The sequence below is a fragment of the Comamonas sp. BIGb0152 genome (assembly GCF_024809975.1).
Lineage (GTDB): Bacteria > Pseudomonadota > Gammaproteobacteria > Burkholderiales > Burkholderiaceae_C > Comamonas.
In genome coordinates this window covers 187,047-210,105 of record NZ_JANUDY010000009.1, presented here as the reverse complement: position 1 = coordinate 210,105, position 23,059 = coordinate 187,047, and the positions used below count along the sequence as shown (strand labels likewise).

The 23,059-nt window shown below is 62.3% G+C and carries 21 protein-coding genes; 8 read left to right on the top strand and 13 right to left on the bottom strand.

Annotation, left to right across the window (positions count from 1 at the left end; genetic code table 11):
* Positions 1 to 14 precede the first annotated feature (14 nt).
* From mobB to M2375_RS17710, 5 genes are all read right to left on the bottom strand, one after another.
* A complete protein-coding gene (gene mobB, locus M2375_RS17730) occupies positions 15 to 575 on the bottom strand; it encodes a molybdopterin-guanine dinucleotide biosynthesis protein B (protein ID WP_259169219.1) in 561 nt (186 codons plus the stop codon).
* Positions 576 to 647: 72 nt separating this feature from the next.
* Positions 648 to 2,072 carry a threonine synthase gene (gene thrC, locus M2375_RS17725; protein ID WP_259169218.1) on the bottom strand — a complete coding sequence of 475 codons (1,425 nt, stop codon included), beginning with the start codon at positions 2,070 to 2,072 and terminating at the stop codon, positions 648 to 650.
* 171 nt (positions 2,073 to 2,243) lie between these two features.
* The gene (locus M2375_RS17720; RefSeq protein ID WP_259169217.1) at positions 2,244 to 4,421 is read right to left on the bottom strand and encodes a M48 family metallopeptidase; all 2,178 of its coding nucleotides are present in this window, start codon (positions 4,419 to 4,421) and stop codon (positions 2,244 to 2,246) included.
* Positions 4,422 to 4,622: 201 nt separating this feature from the next.
* Positions 4,623 to 5,957: a homoserine dehydrogenase gene (locus M2375_RS17715; protein WP_259169214.1), complete on the bottom strand. Its 1,335-nt coding sequence runs from the start codon at positions 5,955 to 5,957 to the stop codon at positions 4,623 to 4,625.
* 79 nt (positions 5,958 to 6,036) lie between these two features.
* Positions 6,037 to 7,332, bottom strand: coding sequence for a pyridoxal phosphate-dependent aminotransferase (locus M2375_RS17710; RefSeq protein ID WP_259169212.1), 1,296 nt, complete (start codon positions 7,330 to 7,332; stop codon positions 6,037 to 6,039).
* A gap of 197 nt (positions 7,333 to 7,529) precedes the next feature.
* On the opposite strand from M2375_RS17710, the gene M2375_RS17705 reads away from it, so the two are divergent.
* The 3 genes from M2375_RS17705 (at position 7,530) to M2375_RS17695 (ending at position 10,609) form a co-directional block, all read left to right on the top strand.
* Positions 7,530 to 7,910 carry an Mth938-like domain-containing protein gene (locus M2375_RS17705; protein ID WP_259169210.1) on the top strand — a complete coding sequence of 127 codons (381 nt, stop codon included), beginning with the start codon at positions 7,530 to 7,532 and terminating at the stop codon, positions 7,908 to 7,910.
* Between the two features lie 154 nt (positions 7,911 to 8,064).
* Entirely contained in the window at positions 8,065 to 8,553 is a 489-nt protein-coding gene (locus M2375_RS17700) for a peroxiredoxin (RefSeq protein WP_182327179.1), read from the top strand.
* A gap of 283 nt (positions 8,554 to 8,836) precedes the next feature.
* A complete protein-coding gene (locus M2375_RS17695; RefSeq protein ID WP_259169209.1) occupies positions 8,837 to 10,609 on the top strand; it encodes a PhoH family protein in 1,773 nt (590 codons plus the stop codon).
* Between the two features lie 115 nt (positions 10,610 to 10,724).
* Here the strand turns inward: M2375_RS17695 and M2375_RS17690 are convergent, their stop codons facing one another.
* Genes M2375_RS17690 through M2375_RS17680 form a run of 3 tightly spaced genes read right to left on the bottom strand, consistent with a single transcriptional unit; the run spans position 10,725 to position 14,311 of the window.
* Positions 10,725 to 12,416, bottom strand: a complete 1,692-nt coding sequence (locus tag M2375_RS17690) for a thiamine pyrophosphate-binding protein (protein WP_259169208.1) — start codon at positions 12,414 to 12,416, stop codon at positions 10,725 to 10,727.
* Positions 12,417 to 12,440: 24 nt separating this feature from the next.
* Complete coding sequence (locus M2375_RS17685; protein ID WP_259169207.1) at positions 12,441 to 12,779, bottom strand: hypothetical protein; 339 nt, start codon at positions 12,777 to 12,779, stop codon at positions 12,441 to 12,443.
* Positions 12,779 to 14,311: an aldehyde dehydrogenase family protein gene (locus M2375_RS17680; protein WP_259169206.1), complete on the bottom strand. Its 1,533-nt coding sequence runs from the start codon at positions 14,309 to 14,311 to the stop codon at positions 12,779 to 12,781. Before M2375_RS17680 ends, M2375_RS17685 begins: the two co-directional genes overlap by 1 nt.
* A 257-nt stretch (positions 14,312 to 14,568) precedes the next feature.
* On the opposite strand from M2375_RS17680, the gene M2375_RS17675 reads away from it, so the two are divergent.
* Positions 14,569 to 15,471: a LysR substrate-binding domain-containing protein gene (locus M2375_RS17675; RefSeq protein WP_259169205.1), complete on the top strand. Its 903-nt coding sequence runs from the start codon at positions 14,569 to 14,571 to the stop codon at positions 15,469 to 15,471.
* Positions 15,472 to 15,495: 24 nt separating this feature from the next.
* On the opposite strand, the gene dnaB is transcribed toward M2375_RS17675, so the two are convergent.
* From dnaB to rpsF, 5 genes are all read right to left on the bottom strand, one after another.
* Positions 15,496 to 16,908, bottom strand: a complete 1,413-nt coding sequence (gene dnaB / locus M2375_RS17670; protein ID WP_259169204.1) for a replicative DNA helicase — start codon at positions 16,906 to 16,908, stop codon at positions 15,496 to 15,498.
* 171 nt (positions 16,909 to 17,079) lie between these two features.
* Positions 17,080 to 17,532, bottom strand: a complete 453-nt coding sequence (rplI, locus tag M2375_RS17665) for a 50S ribosomal protein L9 (protein ID WP_259169203.1) — start codon at positions 17,530 to 17,532, stop codon at positions 17,080 to 17,082.
* A gap of 11 nt (positions 17,533 to 17,543) precedes the next feature.
* Positions 17,544 to 17,825, bottom strand: a complete 282-nt coding sequence (rpsR, locus tag M2375_RS17660) for a 30S ribosomal protein S18 (RefSeq protein WP_021028346.1) — start codon at positions 17,823 to 17,825, stop codon at positions 17,544 to 17,546.
* Between the two features lie 11 nt (positions 17,826 to 17,836).
* The gene (gene priB / locus M2375_RS17655) at positions 17,837 to 18,133 is read right to left on the bottom strand and encodes a primosomal replication protein N (RefSeq protein ID WP_116924776.1); all 297 of its coding nucleotides are present in this window, start codon (positions 18,131 to 18,133) and stop codon (positions 17,837 to 17,839) included.
* A gap of 11 nt (positions 18,134 to 18,144) precedes the next feature.
* Entirely contained in the window at positions 18,145 to 18,519 is a 375-nt protein-coding gene (rpsF, locus tag M2375_RS17650; protein WP_021028344.1) for a 30S ribosomal protein S6, read from the bottom strand.
* Between the two features lie 247 nt (positions 18,520 to 18,766).
* Here rpsF and grpE point away from each other — a divergent pair, with 247 nt between their 5' ends.
* From grpE to dnaJ, 4 genes are all read left to right on the top strand, one after another.
* Positions 18,767 to 19,303 carry a nucleotide exchange factor GrpE gene (gene grpE, locus M2375_RS17645; RefSeq protein WP_259169200.1) on the top strand — a complete coding sequence of 179 codons (537 nt, stop codon included), beginning with the start codon at positions 18,767 to 18,769 and terminating at the stop codon, positions 19,301 to 19,303.
* A gap of 108 nt (positions 19,304 to 19,411) precedes the next feature.
* Positions 19,412 to 21,340, top strand: a complete 1,929-nt coding sequence (dnaK, locus tag M2375_RS17640) for a molecular chaperone DnaK (RefSeq protein WP_259169199.1) — start codon at positions 19,412 to 19,414, stop codon at positions 21,338 to 21,340.
* A 169-nt stretch (positions 21,341 to 21,509) separates the two neighbouring features.
* Positions 21,510 to 21,851: a hypothetical protein gene (locus M2375_RS17635; protein ID WP_259169198.1), complete on the top strand. Its 342-nt coding sequence runs from the start codon at positions 21,510 to 21,512 to the stop codon at positions 21,849 to 21,851.
* Positions 21,852 to 21,875: 24 nt separating this feature from the next.
* Entirely contained in the window at positions 21,876 to 23,006 is a 1,131-nt protein-coding gene (gene dnaJ / locus M2375_RS17630; protein ID WP_259169197.1) for a molecular chaperone DnaJ, read from the top strand.
* Positions 23,007 to 23,059 lie beyond the last annotated feature (53 nt).

Sequence of the window (23,059 nt, the reverse complement as noted above, 5' to 3'; positions counted from 1 at the left end):
TCGGTGCGCCAGCCTCAGCCGGCGCTGTCGATGGCAAACACACAGGGCGGCGTATAGGCAAAGCGGGCGCTGTGGGCCAGCAGCCACTGGGCGACCACCACCGGTTCATCACGCGGCAACAGGGGCAAGCCAGGGGGAGGGTTCAGTACCCTGGCCGCAGAATGCACGACGGCCTGTACGGCCGCATCCTGCGGGTACAGCAGCGGCTTGCCCGCTGGCTCTGGCGTATTGGCCAGCACCTCCAGCTTGGGCAGATCACAGTTCTTGAAGCCCTCCACCAGCACCCAGTCCACCCGGCTGTCGAGCTGGGCAATCAGCGCATGCACATCGGGCTCCTGCGCTTGTGGCAGCTCGCGCATCAGCACCACGCGCTGGTCGGAGGCGGCCAGCACCTCATAGGCCCCGGCCTGGCGGTGGCGCCAGGTGTCCTTGCCAGGCGTGTCGATATCAAAGCGGTGGTGGGCATGCTTGATGACCGACACCCGCTGGCCGTGCGCGATCAGCACGGGGATGAGCTGCTCGATCAGGGTCGTCTTGCCACTGCCGGAATAGCCCGCAAAACACAGCACCTGCATACCCGCCTCCTTGATGATCCACCGGCCCGCACCTGCAACCCAACCAAGGGCTGCAAGCGCAGATGACGCTGCTCAGTGGCAGTGGTCCTTGATGTAGGTCTTGACCTGGTCCACATCGGCGGGCATCACCACCACGCGCTTGGGCAGGTCTTCGATGCCGTCAAACTTGGCAGGGCGCTCGGGCAAGCGGCCCAGGGCCTCTTCGATGGTGGCGGCAAACTTGATTGGCAAGGCCGTCTCCAGCACGATCATCGGTTCGGCCCCCAGGTGCTCACGCGCCACCTTCACGCCATCGGCGGTGTGGGTGTCGATCATCTGGCCAAAGCGCTGGTAGGTGTCCTGGATGGTGGCCAGGCGGTCGGCATGTGTGCTCTTGCCGCTGACAAAGCCGTAGCGGCCGGCAGCATCCTTGAAGGCCGGGTCGGCCTGCAGGTCAAAGCGGCCTTCTTGGGCCACGCCTTGCGCGAACAGCTGCTGCAGGCGGGCGCCGTCGCGGCCGACCAGGTCGAACACAAAGCGCTCGAAGTTGCTGGCCTTGGAGATGTCCATCGAGGGGCTGGAGGTCTCGAAAGTGTGGGCGGCGCCGCGCACTTGGTAGACACCGGTGCGGAAGAATTCATCCAGCACATCGTTCTCGTTGGTGGCCACCACCAGCTTGGCAATCGGCAGGCCCATCTGGCGGGCCACATGGCCGGCGCAGACATTGCCGAAGTTGCCGCTGGGCACCGTGAAGCTCACTTTTTCGCTGTTGCGCGTGGTGGCCTGCAGATAGCCGGCAAAGTAGTACACCACCTGGGCCAGCAAGCGGGCCCAGTTGATGGAGTTGACCGTACCAATCTTGTACTGCGCCTTGAAGGCATGGTCATTACTGACCGCCTTGACGATGTCCTGGCAGTCGTCAAACACGCCTTCGATGGCGATGTTGTGGATGTTCTCATCCTGCAGGCTGAACATCTGCGCTTGCTGGAAGGGGCTCATGCGGCCGTGCGGGCTGGTCATGAACACGCGCACGCCCTTTTTGCCACGCATGGCGTATTCCGCCGCGCTGCCGGTGTCACCGCTGGTGGCACCCAGAATATTGAGCTCTTCGCCACGGCGGGCCAGCTCGTACTCGAACAGGTTGCCCAGCAGCTGCATGGCCATGTCCTTGAAGGCCAGGGTCGGGCCATTGGAGAGGGCCTCGATCATCAGCGAGCCATCGAGCGGGCGCACTGGAACAATGGCCGCCGAGCCGAACACCTCTGCGGTATAGGTCTTGGCGCACAGCGCACGCAGGTCGTCGGCCGGGATGTCATCGATATACAGCGACAGGATCTCGAAGGCCAGGGCCGCATAGCCTTGGCTGTTGAGCGTTTCGCGCAGGTGGCTCAGTTGGGCATCGTCGATCTGCGGGTAGTGCACGGGCATGTACAGGCCGCCATCAGGGGCCAGGCCCTCGAGCAAAATGTCGCAAAAACGTTTTTGTTCGGCATGGCCGCGCGTAGAAAGATACAGCATGGAGGGTGCGAAATAAGTGGACAACGCCCGCGCACGGGCAAGGGGCAACTACCTATTATCCAGCAGCCGCCAGTACCGGCACAGCTTGCGCAGGAATGCCAGGGGTCCCAGCGCCACCCGGCGTAAAAAAACCCCGGACACCGTCCGGGGCTCAGCGATGGAAAGCGAGGATCAGACCTGCTCGCCCATGCGCTGCAGCTCCTGGCGGGCGTGGTAGGCGCGCCAGTGGTCCACCAGCAGCTCGACAAAGGCCTGGTTCTTCATCTTCTTGACGCCCTTGAGCATGACGGCCAGGCGCTGCTTTTTCTTGCGGAACTGGGCCCGCCGCTTGCCCACGCCCATCGCCGGGGGCTGCACACCGTCCTCCAGCACCATGGTCACGGTCAACATATGGTTGCCCTGGCTGAACTGAAAATCATCAATCGCCGACCAGGCCAGCGCCGCTGGCGCCTTGAACAACTGCACACCGCCCGGCTGCAGCCGCATCGCCGGGCTTTGGCTGTCCTGCCAGAACACTTTGGCGAACCAGGCACAGCCCAAGGCAGCCGCCAGCAGGCCTGCGGCCACCGCCATGTGCAGCTGGGCCTGGAATACAAAAAATGCCCCAACCGCGCAGGCCAAGGCCAAGAACACAAACAGCCCCACCATGAAAGCTGAGCGCTCGTAGATCACCACCTCGTCCTTCGCCAGGCCCGCAATGCGGCGCAGCTCCAGCAGCTTGGCACTGCGATTGGCCGCTGCTGCGCTGCTCAGCTCGTTTTGCAAGGCGGCATTCATATCCAGCGCCGCAGCCGGCTGGGCTTGGTGGCTGCTGCTGTGGCCGGCAGAAACGGGCGCGCCCTGCTCCAGCCCAAACTCCTGCAGCAGCTGGCTGCCCTGCGCGTCCATCGCGCGGGCCAACAGCTCGGGGCTGATCGCCACGCCCAGCGCCGCCAGCCGCTCGGCCAGTTCGGGGTGGGTGTCGGTGGGGTGGGCCTGGCGCTGGTCCAGGTGCTCACTGGGGTCGGCCATGCCTTGGGCGGCGACCAGTTGCCGCACATGGCCCAGCACCCCGCCCTCCACCGTCTCGCCCCGGTCCCAATTGGCCTGCAAGGCCTCGTCCACATGCGGCGCCAGCGCACTGATGCGCAGCAGCGATGCAGCGACGGCCTGCGGGCTCACCACCTGCGCGCCCACCGCATCGGCGGCCAGTTCACGCTTGCGGCTCCAGTAGCGCACCGCTTCGTGGAAGCTGTCGAGAAACATCTCGCCAAACAAGGTGGCCGGACGGCGCAGGATGTCCATCCACGACTCCTCATGCCGCTCACCGCCGCTGATGGCCACCAGGTGGTGGATGGCCGCGCTGTAGATGGGCGAGAAGCGCTGGCTGTAGAGCGTGTCTTCGCCAATGAAATGGCCCAGCTCGTGGCCGATGACGGCCGCTACCTCGCCCGCATTCAGAAAGGCCATATAGGGCAAGGGCAGGTAGAGCACCCGGCCTTGCGGCAGCAAGCTGCCATTGGCCAGTTGCACCGGGTGCTCGGTGACAAAAAAGCCTTCGTTCAGGCCGACCACCAAGGTGTCGGGCATGCCGGCACCCGTCTTGGCGGCCACGCTGTCGACAAAAGCCCACAGCCCAGGCGCTTGTGGGCGGCTGACGGTCTGGCCCATGACCTCGATGGGTTCGTTCTCCAGCGGTTTGCGCGAGGCCTTCCAGACATCGATCAGCACCTTGCCGCCCGAGTACAGCAAAAACAGCGCCAGGCCGCCGAGGATGAACATGAGCTTCATGTCCCCCTTGCTGTAGTTGCGGTGGCGCAGGATGGGCATCATCTCGTAGACCAGCAGCGGTATCGCCGCACCAAACAGCAGCAGCACCATGACTACCATGTACATGGGCAGCAGCTTGCGGCCTTTTTGGAAGGTGGCCAGCAGTTGCTCGCGCGACTGCATCGCCTTGGCACCCATGCCCCGCTGGTAGACCAGGCCCAGCGCCGACCACAGCAGCGCCAGCACGCTGAAGGCGATGGTGCTGCCCGCCAGCAGGGGCTGCAGGTTGCGGGTGGTGACGTTCAGGCCCTGGTTCTGCAGGTCCTGGATGGCCAGCAGGTATTCTTTTTTCACCAGCCTGACGGGGTATTCCTTGCCCTCGCTGTCCTTGACAGTCGCGCGCCCCGGCGTTTGCGCCTCAATGGCATCGAGCTCGCGCACCACCTGCTGGTACTCGGCAATCTTGGCGCCCACATCGCTGATCGGCGTATCGGCCCGCGTCCACTGCCAGATGCCGATGGCCAGCATCAGCAGTGGAATACCAAACAACACCCCCCAGCGCTTGGCAAGCGCCAGCCATTTCTTGTCGGTTTCCGACATAGTGCAACTCCCTGACTTTGTTATGGATAGGCTGCGCTCCGAGAACGGAGGTTCGCGGGCGGCCTTTGTCAGCGGCCATTATTGGTAAAAATAATGGGCTAAGCCATTGTGAAAAAGTAACAGAGTGGTGCACCAATGAAAAACCGCCAGGGCCGGGTGGGCCACTGGCGGTAGACGCTAGCGCGGAGTATCAGCAGGTGCTCAGTTCAGCTCTTCCTTGCGGATGCGGGTGATGGGGGCCAGCACGGTGGGCAGGCCCTGGATTTCAGCCAGCGCCTTGTTCATATTGCCTTCGCGCGTGTCGTGCGTGAGGATGATCAAGTCGGTCTGGGTCGAGCCTTCGCCACCGACTTCGTCGGCTTCGCGCTGCAGCACCGCATCAATGCTGATGCTGGCACCTGCCAGAATGCCGGTCACCTTGGCCAGCACGCCGGCCTCATCGGCCACGCGCATGCGCAGGTAGTAGCTGGTGGTGATATCGGCCATCGGCAGCACGGGCAGTTCCTGACCGGCTTCGCGCAAGGTGCTGCTCTGGAAGGCCAGCGGCGGCACGCGGTGGGCTACATCGGCGCCCTCCAGGCGGGCAATGTCCACCAGGTCGGCAATCACAGCCGAGGCCGTGGGCTCCGAGCCGGCGCCCTTGCCGTAGTACAAGGTGGTGCCGACGGCATCACCGTGCACCACCACGGCATTCATCGCGCCTTCCACATTGGCGATCAGGCGCTTGGAGGGCACCAGCGAAGGGTGTACCCGCAGCTCGATACCCTTGTCGGTGCGCTTGGTGATGCCCAGCAGCTTGATGCGGTAGCCCAGTTGCTCGGCGTAGCGGATATCAACCGACGACAGCTTGGTGATGCCCTCGACATAGGCCTTGTCGAACTGCACCGGCACGCCAAAGGCGATGGCGCTCATCAAGGTGGCCTTGTGGGCAGCATCCACACCTTCGATGTCAAAGGTGGGGTCGGCCTCGGCGTAGCCCAGGCGCTGCGCCTCTTTGAGCACCACGTCAAAGTCCAGGCCCTTGTCGCGCATCTCCGAGAGGATGAAATTGGTTGTACCGTTGATGATGCCGGCAATCCACTGAATCTGGTTGGCGGTCAGGCCTTCGCGCAGCGCCTTGATGATGGGGATGCCACCGGCCACAGCCGCTTCGTAGGCCACCATCACGCCCTTGTCGGCGGCGGCCTTGAAAATCTCCGAGCCATGCACGGCCAGCAAGGCCTTGTTGGCCGTTACCACATGCTTGCCGGCGGCAATCGCTTCCAGCACCAGGGCCTTGGCAATGCCGTAGCCACCGATGAGCTCGATGACCACATCGATCTCGGGATTGGCGATCACCTCGCGGGCATCCTTGACCACCTTGACCTGGTCACCCACCACCGCGCGTGCACGGGCTTCGTCCAGATCGGCCACCATGGTCACCGCAATATCGCGGCCAGCGCGGCGGCGAATTTCGTCATGGTTACGTTGCAACACGTTGAAGACACCGCTACCGACGGTGCCGATGCCCAACAAGCCTACTTGGATCGGTTTCATAAATTCTCTTGTGTACGTTTAATAACTAACAAGGCGTCCAGCCGGACGCCTGTCGTTGTCAGATCGGAAAAGTGCCGACTCAGGCAGCAGATTTTTCTGCCTTGCCCTTGACCAGCTTGATATCGACCTTGTGGGCCTGTGCAAGCTGGTCAGTGCCGTGGCGAAGGCGGTACCTGGCCAGGAAAGCGGCCAGGCGGTTGATCGCTTCGCGCAGGTCCGCCTCATGGGGCAGGAACACGATGCGGAAGTGGTCAGGCCGGGGCCAGTTGAAGCCGGTGCCCTGGACCAGCATGACGCGGGTCTCCTTGAGCACCTGCAGGAAGAACTCCTGGTCGTCCGCGATCGGGTAGACCGCAGGATCGAGTTTGGGGAACATGTACAGCGCGCCTTGAGGCTTGACGCAGCTGACGCCGGGAATGGCATTGATCAGCTCCCAGGCCAGGTCGCGCTGTCTGCGCAGACGGCCACCCTCTTGCACCAGCTCGTCGATGCTCTGATGCCCGCCCAAGGCGGTTTGCACGGCCCACTGGCCAGGCACATTGGCGCACAAGCGCATGTTCGAGAGCATGTTCAAGCCCTCGATATAGTCGCTCGCACCGCTCTTGTCACCAGAGATCACCATCCAGCCCGCACGGTAACCGCAGCTGCGGTAGGCCTTGGACAGGGAGTTGAAGGTGATGGTCAACACATCCTGCGACAGCGCCGCCAGGGGCGTGTGCTTGGCATCGTCATACAGCACCTTGTCATAGACTTCATCGGCAAAGATGACCAGGCCATGCTCGCGGGCGATCTGCACCATCTCGCGCAGCAGCGCATCCGAGTACAAGGCGCCCGTGGGGTTGTTGGGGTTGATCACCACGATGCCCTTGGTGCGGGGCGTGATCTTGGCGCGGATGTCAGCCAGGTTGGGCATCCAGCCGTTTTCCTCGTCACAGAGGTAGTGCACCGGCGTGCCGCCCGACAGGCTGGTCGCCGCCGTCCACAGCGGGTAATCGGGTGCGGGCAGCAGCATTTCGTCGCCGGTGTCCAGCAGCGCATTGGTGGCCAAGCTGATCAGCTCAGATGCGCCATTGCCCAGGTAGATGTCATCGAGGCCCACGCCCTTGACGCCCAGGCGCTGGGTTTCATGCATCACCGCCTTGCGCGCCGCAAAAATACCCTTGCTGTCGGAGTAGCCTGCCGAGTTGGGCAGATTGCGGATCATGTCCAGCTGCACCTCTTCAGGGGCATCAAAGCCGAACACCGCCAGGTTGCCGATGTTGAGCTTGGTGATCTTCTGTCCTTCGTCCTCCATCCGCTTCGCCGCATCCATGATCGGCCCTCGAATGTCGTAACACACATTGGCCAGCTTGGCGGATTTTTGAATCGTCTTCATGACAGAACCCACTACCTCTGAAAACAAGGGATTGCAGCCGGCAGGCACCCATGCCAACACCTCGAACCCACAATCCAACTAGGTGAAAACTATAATTTGACCACAGATCCTTGCGTTGATCGCCCTGTAGTGGCTCCCTGCGTCTACCGCACCGGGCCATCCTGTGTCCTTGTCCCGTTTGCCGAAAGCTCCCCGTCATGAAGTTCCAGCCCGATAAATCCGACACCCTGACCATCACAGGCTATGGCCCCGGTTGGTTGGCGGTAGACCAGCAGCGCTACACCCACAGCCTGGTGGTGCGCTCCAATGGCAGCCTCCAGGCTTGGGACTGTGCCCGTTTCGAAGACCTGGGCCCTGCCCATTTTGCCCAATTAGCGGAGGCTGAGGTGGAAACGATAATTTTCGGCAGTGGCAATCGGTTACGTTTTCCTTCGCCCGCCTGGCTGGCCCCCTTGATCGCCAAGCGCATTGGTTTCGAGACCATGGACACGCCTGCTGCATGCCGTACCTACAACGTCTTGGCGGGGGAAGGACGCAAAGTGTTACTTGCTGCGTTAGTGGAACCTGAGGGGCTATAACCACATTCGATAGCCTGTGTTTATCGAAGGGGCTCGATAAATATTTCGATTCGGGTTAAAATAGTCGCTTGCGGCCGCGGGCCTGAATAACAACTAGATGAATACTTTGATTCCTGCGGCCTTTTTGCGATTACTCCGGAGAAAATAGAGAGCTATGGCTGTTGTTGTCAACAAACCCTTGCCAGAATTTGATGCACAAGCGACGGGAGGCCTCAAGGTTTCCAACACGTCGCATCAGGGGCAAATTCTGGTGCTGTACTTCTACCCCAAGGATAACACCCCCGGTTGTACCACCGAAGCCATGCAATTCCGCGATAAATACGCGGATTTCGTCAAGGCCGGTGCAGCCGTCTTCGGCGTGTCGCGCGACAACATGAAGTCGCACGATGACTTCAAGGAAAAGCTGGAACTCCCGTTCGAGCTGATCGCTGACACCGAAGAAAAACTCTGCCACATGTTCGGCGTGGTCAAGAACAAGATCATGTACGGCAAGAAGGTCAAGGGCATCGAGCGCTCGACCTTCCTGGTCGGCCCCGATGGCATGCTGGTCCAGGAATGGCGCGGCCTGAAGGTGCTGGGCCATGTGGAAGAAGTGCTCAAGGCTGTCAAGTCGATGAAGGCAGCTCAGAAGAAGGCTGCCTGATCTCGAACTGGCGGTAGCTTGGTGGCGGCGCGCTGTCTGCGGATGCGCGCCGTTGCCGTTTGCGCCTTGGCGCACCGTCACTGCGCTCTGTGACGGCGATTGCCGGTTTCGCGCCGCTGAGAGTGTGCATAATGGGCCCATGCATTTGAGTCTGGATTGTTCCGCCATCCCCCACCCAAAAAGGCTGTCTTGCTTGCGAGATAGCCTTTTTTGCATGGTGCTGGCGCACATCCAGAGTGAGTTCGCCCACTTGGCGAGTGTTTAGATAAAGGCCCCGAGCTCCATGCCCTTGCCTCCCGCACCTACCCGCCGTGGCAGCCAGCTTTCGACTGGCGACTTTTCCGCCAAGACCAGCGCCAAATCCCGTGCATCTGCGGGCACTGCGCGCGATGAACCGCTTGATAACGACCTCCTGGACATCGACATGGCATCGCCGGTAGCCGCCCCTGCGGTGCAACGCCGTGCGCAAGCAGCGGCGCCAGCACCCAAGGCCGCTCGCAGCAAAAGGGCCGCTGCCCCCGTTGCTGCTGTCGCCCCAGTCGCCGCCAGCGCCAAACCACAGACGGCTCCGGTACAGCCCGCCCCGCCTGCGCGCAGCCCTGCTGTAGCCGATGTCATCTCCATCACCGACAGCAAGCCTGCCAAGGCCACCAAGCCACGCAGCGGCAAAGCCAAGCTGTTTGTGCTGGATACCAATGTGCTGCTGCATGACCCCAGCAGCCTGTTCCGCTTTGAAGAGCACGACATCTACCTGCCGATGATCGTGCTCGAAGAGCTCGATGGCCACAAGAAGGGCATGACCGAAGTGGCCCGCAATGGCCGCCAGGCCAGCCGCACGCTTGATGCGCTGGTCGCCAGCCAAGAGGCCCATCTGGCCCAGGGCATTCGCCTGGATGCCACCGGCCAAAAAGGCGCCAGCGGCTGCCTGTTCTTCCAGACCGAGCCGCTGAACTACCAGCTGCCCGCGAGCCTGCCCCAGGGCAAGGCCGACAACCAGATTCTGGGGGTGGTCGAGGCCCTGCGCCAGCGCCATCCCGATCGCCCCGTGGTGCTGGTGTCCAAGGACATCAACATGCGCGTCAAGGCGCGTGCGCTGGGCCTGGAAGCCGAGGACTACCAGAACGACAAGACCTTGGAAGACGGCGACCTGCTCTACACCGGCATGCTGCAGCTGCCGCTGGATTTCTGGGCCAAGGTCGGCAAGAAGGTCGAGAGCTGGCAGTCGGGCGCCTCCACCTGCTACCGCATCAGTGGTGCCATCACCCAGCAACTGCACATCAACCAGTTCGTCTACTACGAGGCACCGGGCGAGAACAGCCTGTTTGCCCGCGTGATCGAGATCCGCGACAAGACGGCGGTGCTGGAGACCCTCAAGGACTACGGCCACCAGAAGAACAATGTGTGGGGCGTGACCACGCGCAACCGCGAGCAGAACTTCGCGATGAACCTGCTGATGGACCCGGATGTGGACTTTGTCACCTTGGCCGGCACCGCAGGTACCGGCAAGACCTTGATGGCCCTGGCCGCTGGCCTGAACCAGGTGCTCGACGAGCGCCGCTACACCGAGATCATCATGACCCGCGCGACGGTCAGCGTGGGCGAGGACATCGGCTTTCTGCCCGGCACCGAAGAAGAGAAGATGGGCCCCTGGATGGGCGCGCTGGACGACAACCTGGAATTCCTGGCCAAGGGCGACGGCGGCAACCCGGGTGAATGGGGGCGCTCTGCCACCAATGACCTGATCCGCAGCCGCATCAAGATCAAGAGCATGAACTTCATGCGTGGCCGCACCTTCTTGAACAAGTACGTGATCATCGACGAGGCGCAAAACCTGACGCCCAAGCAGATGAAGACCTTGATCACCCGCGCCGGCCCGGGCACCAAGATCATCTGCATGGGTAACCTGGCCCAGATCGATACGCCCTACTTGACCGAAGGCTCCTCGGGCCTGACCTATGTGGTGGACCGCTTCAAGGGCTGGCCACACAGCGGCCACATCACCTTGGCACGCGGCGAGCGCTCGCGCCTGGCCGACTTTGCCAGCGATGTACTGTAAACCGCGCTAGGCCGCAGCGGGGGCTTCACAGCCTCCGCCAGCGCACAAGCACAAAAGGCACCGGGTTTTGCTCGGTGCCTTTTTTTTGCGCTGCCGCTATCGGACCGCTGAGGGCTTAAACGCCGGTGCCTCGGATCTGGTCCAGGCTGCGCGCCGGGGTAATCGCCTGCTGATCCAGCTTGCAGTGCAGGATCACCGGCAGCTGGTGCTGCTCAGCCCAGCTGCGCATGGCTGCCAGCGCGGGGGCAAAATCTTCGGTCTTCTCGACGAGCGCAGCATTGCCGCCAAAGGCTTTGGCGTAGGCGACAAAGTCGGGGTTGCGCAGCTCGGTGGCGCTGACCCGGTTGGGGTAGTCGCGCTCTTGGTGCATGCGGATGGTGCCGTACATGCCGTTGTCGATCAGCAGCACGATGAGGGGCAGCTGGTACTGCACGGCAGTCGCAAACTCCTGGCCATGCATCAGAAAGTCCCCATCGCCCGCAATACAAACCACCGTGCGCTGCTTGTCCCAGCGTTTGGCGCCCACTGCTGCCGGCAGGCCATAGCCCATGCTGCCGCTGGTGGGGGCCAGCTGGCTGCCGTAGTGGGTAAAAGGCCAGAAGCGGTGCACCCAGGTGGCAAAGTTGCCCGCGCCATTGCACCAGACCGTGTCTGCCGGCAGCACCTCGCGCACATGCGCCATCAGCTGGCCCATCTGCAGCGCGCCGGGCACTTGGATGGGTGCGGGGTCGCTCCAGGCCAGGTAGTCGGCATGGGCCTGCTGCACCAGCGCCTGGCGCTCGGGGCGGGGCGCTGCGGCGGGTAGGCGTGCCAGCGCGGCGCAGAAGGAATCGGGTGCAGCCACCATCGCCAGGTCCGCCTGGTAGACCCGGCCCAGCTCATCGGGGTCGGGATGGACATGGATGAGCCGCTGGCCGCTGCTGGCCGGAATGCCCAGCAGGCTGTAGCCCTGCGATGGCACCTCGGACATGCGGCCGCCCAGCAGCACCACCAGATCAGCCTGCTTGATGCGGGCGATCAGCTTGGGATTCACCCCCAGACCCACATCGCCCGCGTAGTTGGCATGGTGGGCGGGGAACACCATCTGGCGGCGGAAGGAGCAGGCCACCGGCACCGCATGGGCGGCGGCAAAGGCGGCGATATCCGCATGGGCCTGCGCATTCCAGCGCGAGCCACCGGCAATGATGATGGGGTTCTGCGCGGCGGCCAGCTGAGCCACGACGGCGGCCACATCGGCATCGGCCGCGTGGGCGGGCGCAGGCTGGTAGCGGCGGGCATCGGGCACGGTCACAGCATCGCGGAGCATGTCTTCTGGCAGCGCAATCACCACCGGGCCGGGACGGCCGCTGGTGGCCACCGCAAAGGCGCGGGCAATGGTCTCGGGAATGCGCGCCGCATCATCAATCTCGGTCGCCCACTTCACCATGCTGCCAAACACGGCCCGGTAGTCCAGCTCCTGGAAAGCCTCGCGGCCGCGTGCCGAGCGCTCGATCTGGCCGACAAACAAAATCATCGGCGTCGAGTCCTGCATGGCGATGTGCAGGCCGGCTGAGGCATTGGTGGCACCGGGGCCGCGCGTGACCATGCAGATGCCGGGCTGGCCGCTGAGCTTGCCCTGGGCTTCGGCCATCATGGCCGCACCGCCCTCCTGGCGGCAAATGGTCGTTTCGATGGGCGCGTCATACAGCGCATCGAGCACCGCCAAAAAGCTCTCGCCGGGCACGGTAAAAATCTGCTGCACGCCGTGGATCAGCAGCTGGTCCACCACCAGCTGGCCTCCGGTACGTGCTTGTTGCTTATCTGCCATGTCTTGTCTCCTTTGTATTTGTCATCAATGCGCCAAAAGTGGGGGATTGGGCCCCATCTGACCTGGCTGCGCATTGCGCCAGCACAGCAAACGGCTGCGCAGCGCAGAAAAAATCTGCAGCATCACATGCACCAAGGGCTGGCCTGCAGCGATCGCAGGCCAGCCCTTGGTGGATGCTGGTGAGGTTGCAGACAGGAGCGCAGAGCCCCTGTCTGGGTAGGCGGCCGCGCAGAGCACAGGCATATCAGTGGCTTGCGCTGGCAGCACACACCAGGCGGCGCAGCGGCCGCCCCGGTTGGGGGCACTGCAAGGCTGGGCAGCGGGCGACAGGCCCACGGCACCCAGCTGCGGGTGCCCGGTCATCACACGTCAAAGCGCACGCCTTGCGCCAGTGGCAGCGCGCCACTGTAGTTGATGGTGTTGGTGGCACGGCGCATATAGCCCTTCCAGGCGTCCGAGCCGGATTCGCGGCCACCGCCGGTTTCCTTCTCGCCACCAAAAGCACCACCGATTTCGGCACCCGAGGTACCGATGTTGACGTTGGCAATCCCACAGTCGCTGCCGGCGGGCGACATAAAGCGCTCGGCGTCACGCAGGTCGCTGGTGAAGATAGCGGACGACAGGCCCTGGGGCACGGCGTTCTGCACCGCGATCGCGTCTTCAGCACTGCCTTCGTAGGTGACGATGTACAAGATAGGAGCAAAGGTTTCGTGCTCCATCACCTTGGTCTGGGCAGGCATCTTCACCAAAGCTGGGCGCACATAGTAAGCGTCCTGGCCCAGGTCTTCGCGTTCGCGCTGGCCGCCGATGACGGTGCCGCCCTCTTGCTTGGCCTGGGCCAGTGCGGCCTGCATGCCGTCGAACGAGGCCTTGTCGATCAGCGGGCCCACCAAGGTGCCATCGGTCAGCGGGTCACCCACGGTGACACTGCCGTAGATCTTTTCCAGGCGCGCCACCAGCTGCTCGGCCACCGATTTGTGCACGATCAAGCGGCGCAGAGTGGTGCAGCGCTGGCCGGCGGTACCCACGGCGGCAAAGGTGATGGCGCGGGCGGCCAGTTCCAGGTCCGCCGATGGCGTAACGATCATCGCGTTGTTGCCACCCAGCTCCAAGATGGAGCGGCCAAAACGCTCGGCCACCTTCACCCCCACCTGGCGGCCCATGCGGGTCGAACCGGTGGCGCTCACCACCGGAACCAGGGGGCTGTCCACCAGCACTTCGCCCACTTCGCGGGCACCAATCAGCAGCTGCGCCAGGCCTTCGGGCACGGCACCAGGCTGCTCTTGGTTGAAGGCGGCAATGGTTTGCTCCAGCAGGTGCTGGCAGGCCACGGCCGTCAGCGGCGTTTTCTCGGAGGGCTTCCACACCACGGCATCGCCGCAGACCAGGGCCAGCGCACTGTTCCAGCACCACACCGCTACCGGGAAGTTGAAGGCCGAGATGATGCCCACGACACCCATCGGGTGCCAGGTTTCCATCATGCGGTGGCCGGGGCGCTCGCTGGCAATCGTCAGACCATGGAGCTGGCGCGACAGACCGACGGCAAAGTCGCAGATGTCGATCATCTCCTGGACTTCGCCCAGGCCTTCCGACGTAATCTTGCCAGCCTCCAGCGAGACCAGCGCGCCCAGTGCGGCCTTGTGCTGGCGCAAGGTTTGCCCCAGGCGGCGCACCAGCTCACCACGCACTGGCGCGGGCACGGTGCGCCACTGCAGGTAAGCCTGGTGGGCGGCGGCAATGGCGTCTTGCGCCTGCTGCGCGCTGTGGGCCTTGAGTACGGCCAAGGTGGCACCGTCGGCAGGCGAGCGGCTGGTGATGTCCTGGCCTGCGAGAGGCTTCAGGTCGAGCGCAAGCGCCTTCAAAATATCGTTCAAACGGTTGGTGGATTGCGTCATCGCTCGTCTTTCCTAGTCACTAGCACAACAGAAACTGTCCAGCCCGTCGCCCGGGCCCGGACCATGAGGGGGCGGCTCCAGCGGAGCCCCAAACTCTCTGCGCATCAAGGGGCATGTACAGGCATTTGTACACCCCCTTCATGACACGGCAGCACCGCGCCAAAGCGGCAAACTTAAAAATACTATGTGAACTATCAGGAACAACAAAATGCGAAAATGGTGAGACATATTGCGTTTTTTGAACAAAGTCCCCACCCATGCGCAACGCGATTCCCAATATCGGCCTCTTGATGGCTTTTGAAGCCTCTGCCCGGCATGGCAATTTCTCCCGTGCTGCCAACGAGTTAGCACTGACGGCCAGTGCCGTCAGCCGCCATGTGGCAGCACTGGAAGACCGTTTGGGGGTGCCGCTCTTCGTGCGCCACAAACGCCGGGTCATGCTGACGGATGCGGGTAAACGATATGCGCAGCGGGTGCGCGTACACCTCAATGGCCTGGAGCGCGACACGCAAGAGATCGCCAACAGCCGCGCCCAGGGCTATGCCATCCACCTTGCGGTGGTATCCAGCTTTGCCACGCAATGGCTGGTGCCCCGGCTGCCGGCCTTTGCCCAGCAGCACCCGGACATCCATGTCCATCTGTCGGTGCGTTCCGAGCCCTTTGCCTTCGAGGAAAGCGGCTTTGACGGCGCCATCTATTCCGGTGACGGCCTCTGGTCCAAAACCCAGGGAGAGCGCATTGCCCGCGACGGCGCCTGCATCCCCGTCTGCAGCCCCGCCTTTGCCGCGCAGCATGCACTGACGACGCAGGAGGACTGGCAGCAGCTGGTACACATCGGTCTGGAGAGCCGGCCCGCTGCCTGGCGCGACTGGTACAACGGCCTGGGCTGGGATTACTCGGTGCAGGCCTCGCGCGGCCCACGCTATGAGCTGTTCTCCATGGTGATCATGGCGGCGGCCGCAGGCCTGGGCGTGGGCCTGGTGCCCGAGGTGCTGGTACAGCCCGCGCTGGATGCCGGCCAGGTGGTGCCCGCACACAGCCAGACCTTGCCGGGCACGCAAAGCTACTGGTTCAGCTACCCCACCTACCGCGAGCCCTCGCAGGCATTGCAGGCCTTTGGGCAGTGGGTGATCCAGCAAAGCCAGGGGCAGCAGGACTGAGCGCCTGCGTTCAGCGCCCCAGCCTCAATAGTCGTCACCGCCCACGGCCAGGTTTTCAAAACGGGTCTGGTTCTTCTGGAAGAACAGCTTGACCGTGCCGGTCGGGCCGTTACGCTGCTTGCCGATGATGACCTCGGCCACATTGGGCTCGTTGCTCTCTTTGTTGTAGTAGTCGTCGCGGTAGATGAACATGATGATGTCCGCATCCTGCTCGATGGCGCCCGACTCCCGCAAGTCGGACATCATCGGGCGCTTGTCGGTGCGCTGTTCGACCGAGCGGTTGAGCTGCGACAGCGCAATCACCGGGCATTGCAGCTCCTTGGCCAGCATCTTCAGACCCCGCGAGATTTCGCCCAGCTCGGTGGCCCGGTTGTCCGAACTGGCCGCAGACCCGGAGCCGCTCATCAGCTGCAAGTAGTCGACCACGATCAAACCCATTTTTCCGCACTGGCGCGCCAGACGACGCGAGTTGGCACGCAGCTCGGAAGGCGTCAGCCCCGGGGTCTCATCAATATGCAGCGATACCGTGCGCAGGCGCTCAATGGCCTCGGACAAACGCGGCCACTCCTCATCGGTCAGCTTGCCGGTGCGCAGATTGCCCTGGTTCACCCGGCCGATCGAGCCCACGATACGCACCGCCAATTGGGCGGCGCCCATTTCCATCGAGAAGATGGCGACCGGCAGGCCTTCATTGAGCGCCACGTGCTCGGCAATATTCACCGCAAACGAGGTCTTGCCCATCGAGGGGCGCGCGGCCAGCACCACCAGGTCACCCGCCTGCAGGCCGCTGGTCATGCGGTCCAGGTCGGCAAAGCCGGTGGGCACGCCGGTCACATCAACCGGGTTGTCCGCCATCTCCTGCACCCGGTCGAGCAAATCCACCACCAGCTTGTCCAGCGACTGGAAGCCCTGCTTCATGCGCGAGCCTTCCTCGCCAATCGCGAAGATCTTCTGCTCGGCCTCATCCAGGATGCGGTCCACCGTCTTGCCTTGCTGGTTGAAGGCATTGGTGGCGATCTCGTCGCTGGCGGTGACCAGCTTGCGCAGAATCGAACGCTCACGCACGATCTCGCCATAGCGGCGGATATTGGTGGCGCTGGGCACGTACTGGGCCAGCTGGTTCAGGTAGGCCAGGCCCCCCACTTCCTCGGCCTTGCCGATGCTTTGCAGGTGCTCGTAGACGGTGATCACATCGGCGGGCTTGCCCGCATTGATCATGCTCGCCATCGCCGCAAAAATCAGCTTGTGCTCGTGGCGGTAGAAATTGTCCTCCGCCAGCACGTCGCCCACCCGGTCCCAGGCATTGTTGTCCAGCAGCAAACCACCCAGAACGCTGGACTCCGATTCGATCGAATGCGGCGGTATGCGCAGCTGCGCCACCTGCTTGTCGGGCGTGATGAAAGCAGTGTCATCCAAAGGGGGGAAGGTCTCTGACATGGGGAATCCAAATTAGCAAACGCTGGCCTGGCTGGCAGCAATCCGCAAGAATAGCGCAGTTGCCGCGCAAGGCTGACAGGCGGGCCAAAAACCTGCAAGCCTGCAGCCCTGGGCGAAGCGGAAAACGAAAAAGCCGCCCGAAGGCGGCTTGTCAACGCAGAGCGTGAGAAATTAAACGTGTTCGCCGTAGACGGACACATTCACTTCCACCACCACGTCGGTGTGCAGCGCCACTTCCACAGCGGTCTCGCTCACGGTCTTGATAGGACCGTTAGGCAGACGCACTTGCGACTTGACCACTTGGAAACCCATCTTGGTCAGTTCATCAGCGATGTCCTGGTTGGTGACGGAGCCGAACAGACGGCCATCGACACCTGCCTTTTGGGTCAGCTTCACGGTCTGGCCGGACAGCTTCTCGCCTTGTGCCTGGGCAGCGGCCAGCTTTTCAGCAGCAGCCTTTTCCAGCTCAGCGCGCTTGGCTTCGAACTCAGCCTTGGCTGCTTCGGTAGCGCGGCGTGCACGGCCCGAAGGGATCAGGAAGTTACGTGCGTAACCGTCCTTGACCTTCACGATTTCACCCAGGTTGCCCAGATTGACGACCTTGTCGAGCAGAATAATTTGCATGTTCGTGCTCCTTAGATCTTGTGCTGGTCAGAGTACGGAACCATGGCCAGGAAGCGCGCGCGCTTGATGGCAGTGTTCAGCTGACGCTGGTAAATGGCGCGCGTGCCGGTCAGGCGTGCGGGGATGATCTTGCCGTTTTCAGCAACGAAGTCACGCAGGGTGTCGACATCCTTGTAGTCGATTTCTTCGACGCCAGCCACGGTGAAGCGGCAGAAACGCTTGCGCTTGAACAGCAGCGACTGGGTGTTGCGCTTAGGGCGCTTGTCTTTGTTGAATTTCTTGAACGTGGCCATTTTCGGACCTCTCAATAAGTATCTTGTTGAATATCCTGGATGTGCAGAACCAGCGATTTGCTGTTGCGCGGTGTGGCCAAAAAGCCCTGGAATGTCCAGGTGCTTCCTACAGCCTGCCGAGCGATTCGCTCTGCCAGTGCACCAAAGGCAATCGCCTTGAGCACGGCATTGACTTGTCGGGGTTGGTCTGCTTCGGTCTGGGTGGAGCGGTGCTCCAACACGACATCTACAGCAGGCAGCCCAGCCGGTGTGTATCGCAAAATCTTGATTTCAGCGATGACGGCGGTGACAAGTACGCGGTTCTCCACCTCCTGTGTGATTAACGCTCTGCAGCGGCGTGCTCAGCCTGGTTGGCCTTGCGCGCTTCTTCGCGTTCCACGGTCTTCATCATGGCGGAAGGAGCGGTGTCAGCCTTCTTCTTCTGCACAGTCAGTTGGCGCAGCACAGCGTCGTTGAACTTGAACGCGTGTTCCAGTTCAGCCATCACAGCCTGGTCGGCTTCGATATTCAGGCACAGATAGTGGGCCTTGGCCAGCTTGTTGATCATGTAGGCCAGTTGACGGCGGCCCCAGTCTTCAACGCGGTGGATCTTACCGCCGCCGGCGGTAATCATGCCCTTGTAACGCTCCAGCATAGCTGGAACTTGTTCGCTCTGATCGGGGTGGATCAGCAGCACGATCTCGTAATGACGCATGCAAACTCCTTGTGGATTTCGCCACCCGCTGATGCCTTTCAATGAAAAGACAGACACGGTGTGGCAAGGGAAACCCGAGATTATACGAATGAATGGGAAAACCGTCAAATGGCATTGCCGAGCAAGCCTGTCGGCATGCCGTTTTGGCTGCAAAAACCGCCACACCCATAAGCCCCTTGAAATGCAAGGAAATGCCCCAACGTGCGGCGACAAGAGCCATTTTTGTTAACGAAATACGAACCGCACAATGTCAGACAACCTCCACCCCGAAGGCCAAAACCCCATGTCCGCCGAAGAGCTGGAAGCCGCTGCCGCTGCCAACCAGTCGCAACTGGAAGCAGAGCTGGCGGAGTTGAAGGCCAAGAACGCCGATTTGGCCGACCAGTACCTGCGCGCCAAGGCAGAAGTTGAAAACGCCCGCCGCCGCGCCGATGACGAAGTCGCCAAGGCCCGCAAGTTCGGCGTCGAAAGCTTTGCCGAAAGCTTGCTGCCCGTGGTCGACAGCCTGGACGCCGCACTGGCGATCCAGAATGCCAGCCCCGAGCAGTTACGCGAAGGCTCGGACGCCACCTTGCGCCAGCTGGTCTCCGCACTGGAGCGCAACAAGGTGCTGGCCATCAACCCGGCAGCCGGCGACAAGTTCGATCCCCACCACCACCAGGCGATCTCTGCCGTGCCAGCGGCGCAGGAGCCCAACACCGTGGTAGCGGTGCTGCAAAAGGGCTATGCCATTGCCGATCGCGTACTGCGTCCGGCCCTGGTGACCGTGGCCGCAGCGTCATAAACACAGCTCCCGGCTTTTTTGTGCTACGCACTTGAACAACGGCAAAAAAGCCACAGATAACAGTCAACGAGGGCGCTCAGCCGCCTCAACAAATACAGGAGTAGAGAAATGGGAAAGATTATCGGTATTGATTTGGGCACGACCAACAGCTGCGTGGCCGTGATGGAAGGCAACACCACCCGCGTGATCGAAAACAGCGAAGGTGCGCGCACCACGCCATCGATCGTCGCTTACCAGGAAGACGGTGAGATTCTGGTCGGTGCCTCGGCCAAGCGCCAGGCGGTGACCAACCCCCGCAACACGATTTACGCTGCCAAGCGTCTGATCGGCCGCAAGTTCGACGAGAAGGAAGTGCAAAAGGACATCGACCTGATGCCTTTCCAGATCGTCAAGGCCGACAACGGCGACGCCTGGGTGCAAGTGCGTGACCAAAAGCTGGCCGCGCCACAGATCTCCGCAGAAGTGCTGCGCAAGATGAAGAAGACCGCCGAGGACTTCCTGGGCGAGCCCGTGACCGAGGCCGTGATCACCGTGCCTGCGTACTTCAATGATGCGCAGCGCCAAGCCACCAAGGATGCCGGCCGTATCGCCGGTCTGGAAGTCAAGCGCATCATCAACGAGCCTACCGCTGCAGCCCTGGCCTTTGGCCTGGACAAGGGTGGCAAGGGTGACCGCAAGATCGCCGTGTACGACCTGGGCGGCGGTACCTTCGACGTGTCCATCATCGAAATCGCTGATGTGGACGGCGAAAAGCAGTTCGAAGTGCTGTCGACCAATGGCGACACCTTCCTGGGCGGTGAAGACTTTGACCAGCGCGTGATCGAGTACATCATCACCGAGTTCAAGAAGGAACAAGGCGTTGACCTGTCCAAGGACGTGCTGGCACTGCAGCGCCTGAAGGAAGCCGCTGAAAAGGCCAAGATCGAGCTGTCCAGCTCGGCGGCCACTGACATCAACCTGCCCTACATCACGGCAGACGCTTCGGGCCCCAAGCACCTGAACATCCGCCTCACCCGCGCCAAGCTCGAAAGCCTGGTGGACGAGTTGATCGAGCGCACCATTGCCCCTTGCCGCACCGCGATCAAGGATGCAGGCATCGCTGTGGCCGACATCGACGACGTGATCCTGGTCGGCGGCATGAGCCGTATGCCCAAGGTGCAAGAGAAGGTCAAGGAATTCTTCGGCAAGGAGCCACGCAAGGACGTGAACCCCGACGAAGCCGTGGCCGTGGGCGCTGCCATCCAAGGCCAGGTGCTGGGCGGTGACCGCTCTGATGTGCTGCTGCTGGACGTGACGCCTCTGTCTCTGGGTATCGAAACCCTGGGCGGCGTGATGACCAAGATGATCACGAAGAACACCACGATCCCGACCAAGTTCGCGCAGACCTACTCGACCGCCGAGGACAACCAGCCTGCCGTGACCATCAAGGTGTTCCAGGGCGAGCGTGAAATCGCCAGCGCCAACAAGCTGCTGGGCGAGTTCAACCTGGAAGGCATTCCAGCCGCACCCCGTGGCACGCCCCAGATCGAGGTGGCCTTCGACATCGATGCCAACGGTATCTTGAACGTCTCTGCCAAGGACAAGGGCACCGGCAAGGAAAACAAGATCACCATCAAGGCCAGCTCGGGTCTGTCGGAAGACGAGATCCAGAAGATGGTCAAGGATGCTGAGCTGAACGCTGCTGACGACAAGAAGAAGCTGGAGCTGGTGCAGGCCCGCAACCAAGGTGAAGCGGCAGTGCACAGCGTCAAGAAGAGCTTGGGCGAGCATGGTGACAAGCTCGATGCCACCGAGAAGTCGGCCATTGACAGCGCTGTCCAAGAACTGGAAGAAGCGCTGAAGACCGAGGACAAGGACGCCATCGAAGCCAAGACCACGGCCTTGATGACTGCTAGCCAGAAGCTGGGCGAAAAGGTGTATGCCGACGCCCAGGCCGCACAGGCGGGTGCTGCTGGTGCAGCAGCTGGCGCGGGCGGCGCTGCAGCGGCCGACGACAATGTCGTCGATGCCGAAGTCAAGGAAGTCAAGAAGGACTAAGCCCTTCCTGACAGGCCAGTAGCCGACTGTCACACCCCATGCCGGAGTCCGCATCGCCGCACTCCGGCATGGCTTTTCTACAGAATCGCTATTGCGCTGTCGCTGGTAGCGGTGGTTGGCCAAGTGCTGACACCCTGCCCCGTTTTATGCAAGCATCCAAAGGGACACGATGACCTTCACCACAGCACCTGCGACCGACGCACTGCATGTTGCAGAGCTCAGCCGTGTCAACCAGAAGATCACCGATGGCGCGGCCGCCCTGCCCGCTGTCACGCTCAAGGACGGCAGCCGGGTACAGACCGGCACCGTCGCCACCATGCTCTACAACATCGCGCTCTACAATGCCGGCGAGCGCGGCGCCGTTGAAGAAGAGCTGAAGATGGCGATCCCCACCTTGTTCAAGGTGGGCTTGTTTGAGCTCTTTGCGCCGCAGCAATGGATTGACGGCGACAATCCGGGCCGCAGCTTTGTGGGCCTCCATGCCCGGGCGTATCTCAACGCCGCTGGTTAATCACCCACAGAATTCAAGAACACCATGTCCAAACGCGATTACTACGAAGTCCTTGGCCTGAGCAAATCTGCCACGGAAGTCGAAATCAAGACGGCCTACCGCAAGATGGCCATGAAGTACCACCCTGACCGCAACCAGGGCGATGCATCCAAAGAAGCGGAAGAGAAGTTCAAGGAGTGCAAAGAAGCCTACGAAATGCTCTCCGACAGCCAAAAGCGGGGCGCTTACGACCAGTACGGCCACGCCGGCGTCGATCCCAACATGCGCTCAGGCATGGGCGGCGAGGGCTTCGGTGGTTTTGCCGAATCGTTTGGCGACATCTTTGGTGAGATGTTTGGCGGCGCCCGCCGTGGCGGCGGTGGCCCCCAGGTCTACCGGGGCAACGACCTGTCCTACGCGATGGACATCAGCCTGGAAGAAGCCGCCGCAGGCAAGAACGCACAGATCAAGATCCCCTCTTGGGACGAGTGCGACACCTGCCACGGCAACGGCGCCAAGCCCGGCACCCAGGTCAAGACCTGCAGCACCTGCCACGGCAGCGGCCAGGTGCAGATGCGCCAAGGTTTTTTTGCCGTGCAGCAAACCTGTCCGCACTGCCGAGGCACCGGCAAGATCATCCCCGAGCCCTGCACCGCCTGCCATGGCCAGGGCCGCACCAAGTCGCAAAAGACACTGGAAGTGAGCATTCCTGCCGGCATCGACGACGGCATGCGTATCCGCTCCACCGGCGATGGCGAGCCCGGCCAGAATGGCGGACCGCCCGGCGATCTGTACATCGAGATCCGCGTGCGCAAGCACGAGGTGTTCGAGCGCGACGGCGACGACCTGCACTGCGAAGTGCCGGTCAGCATGGTGACCGCCGCCCTGGGCGGCGAGATCGAGGTGCCCACCCTCAGCGGCAAGGCGGCCATCGATATCCCCGAGGGCACCCAGACCGGCAAGCAGTTCCGCCTGCGCGGCAAGGGCATCAAGGGCGTGCGCGCCAGCTATCCGGGCGATCTGTATGTGCACATCGTTGTGGAGACGCCCGTCAAGCTCACCGAGCACCAGCGCAAGCTGCTCAAGGAGCTCGATGAATCGCTGAAAAAAGGTGGCGCCAAGCACACGCCCAACAACCAGTCCTGGACAGACCGCCTGAAGAACCTGTTCACCTGATAACGAGGGCCGCCGCATCGCCCCGATGCGGTCGGCCTCCTCGTAAGCCAAGC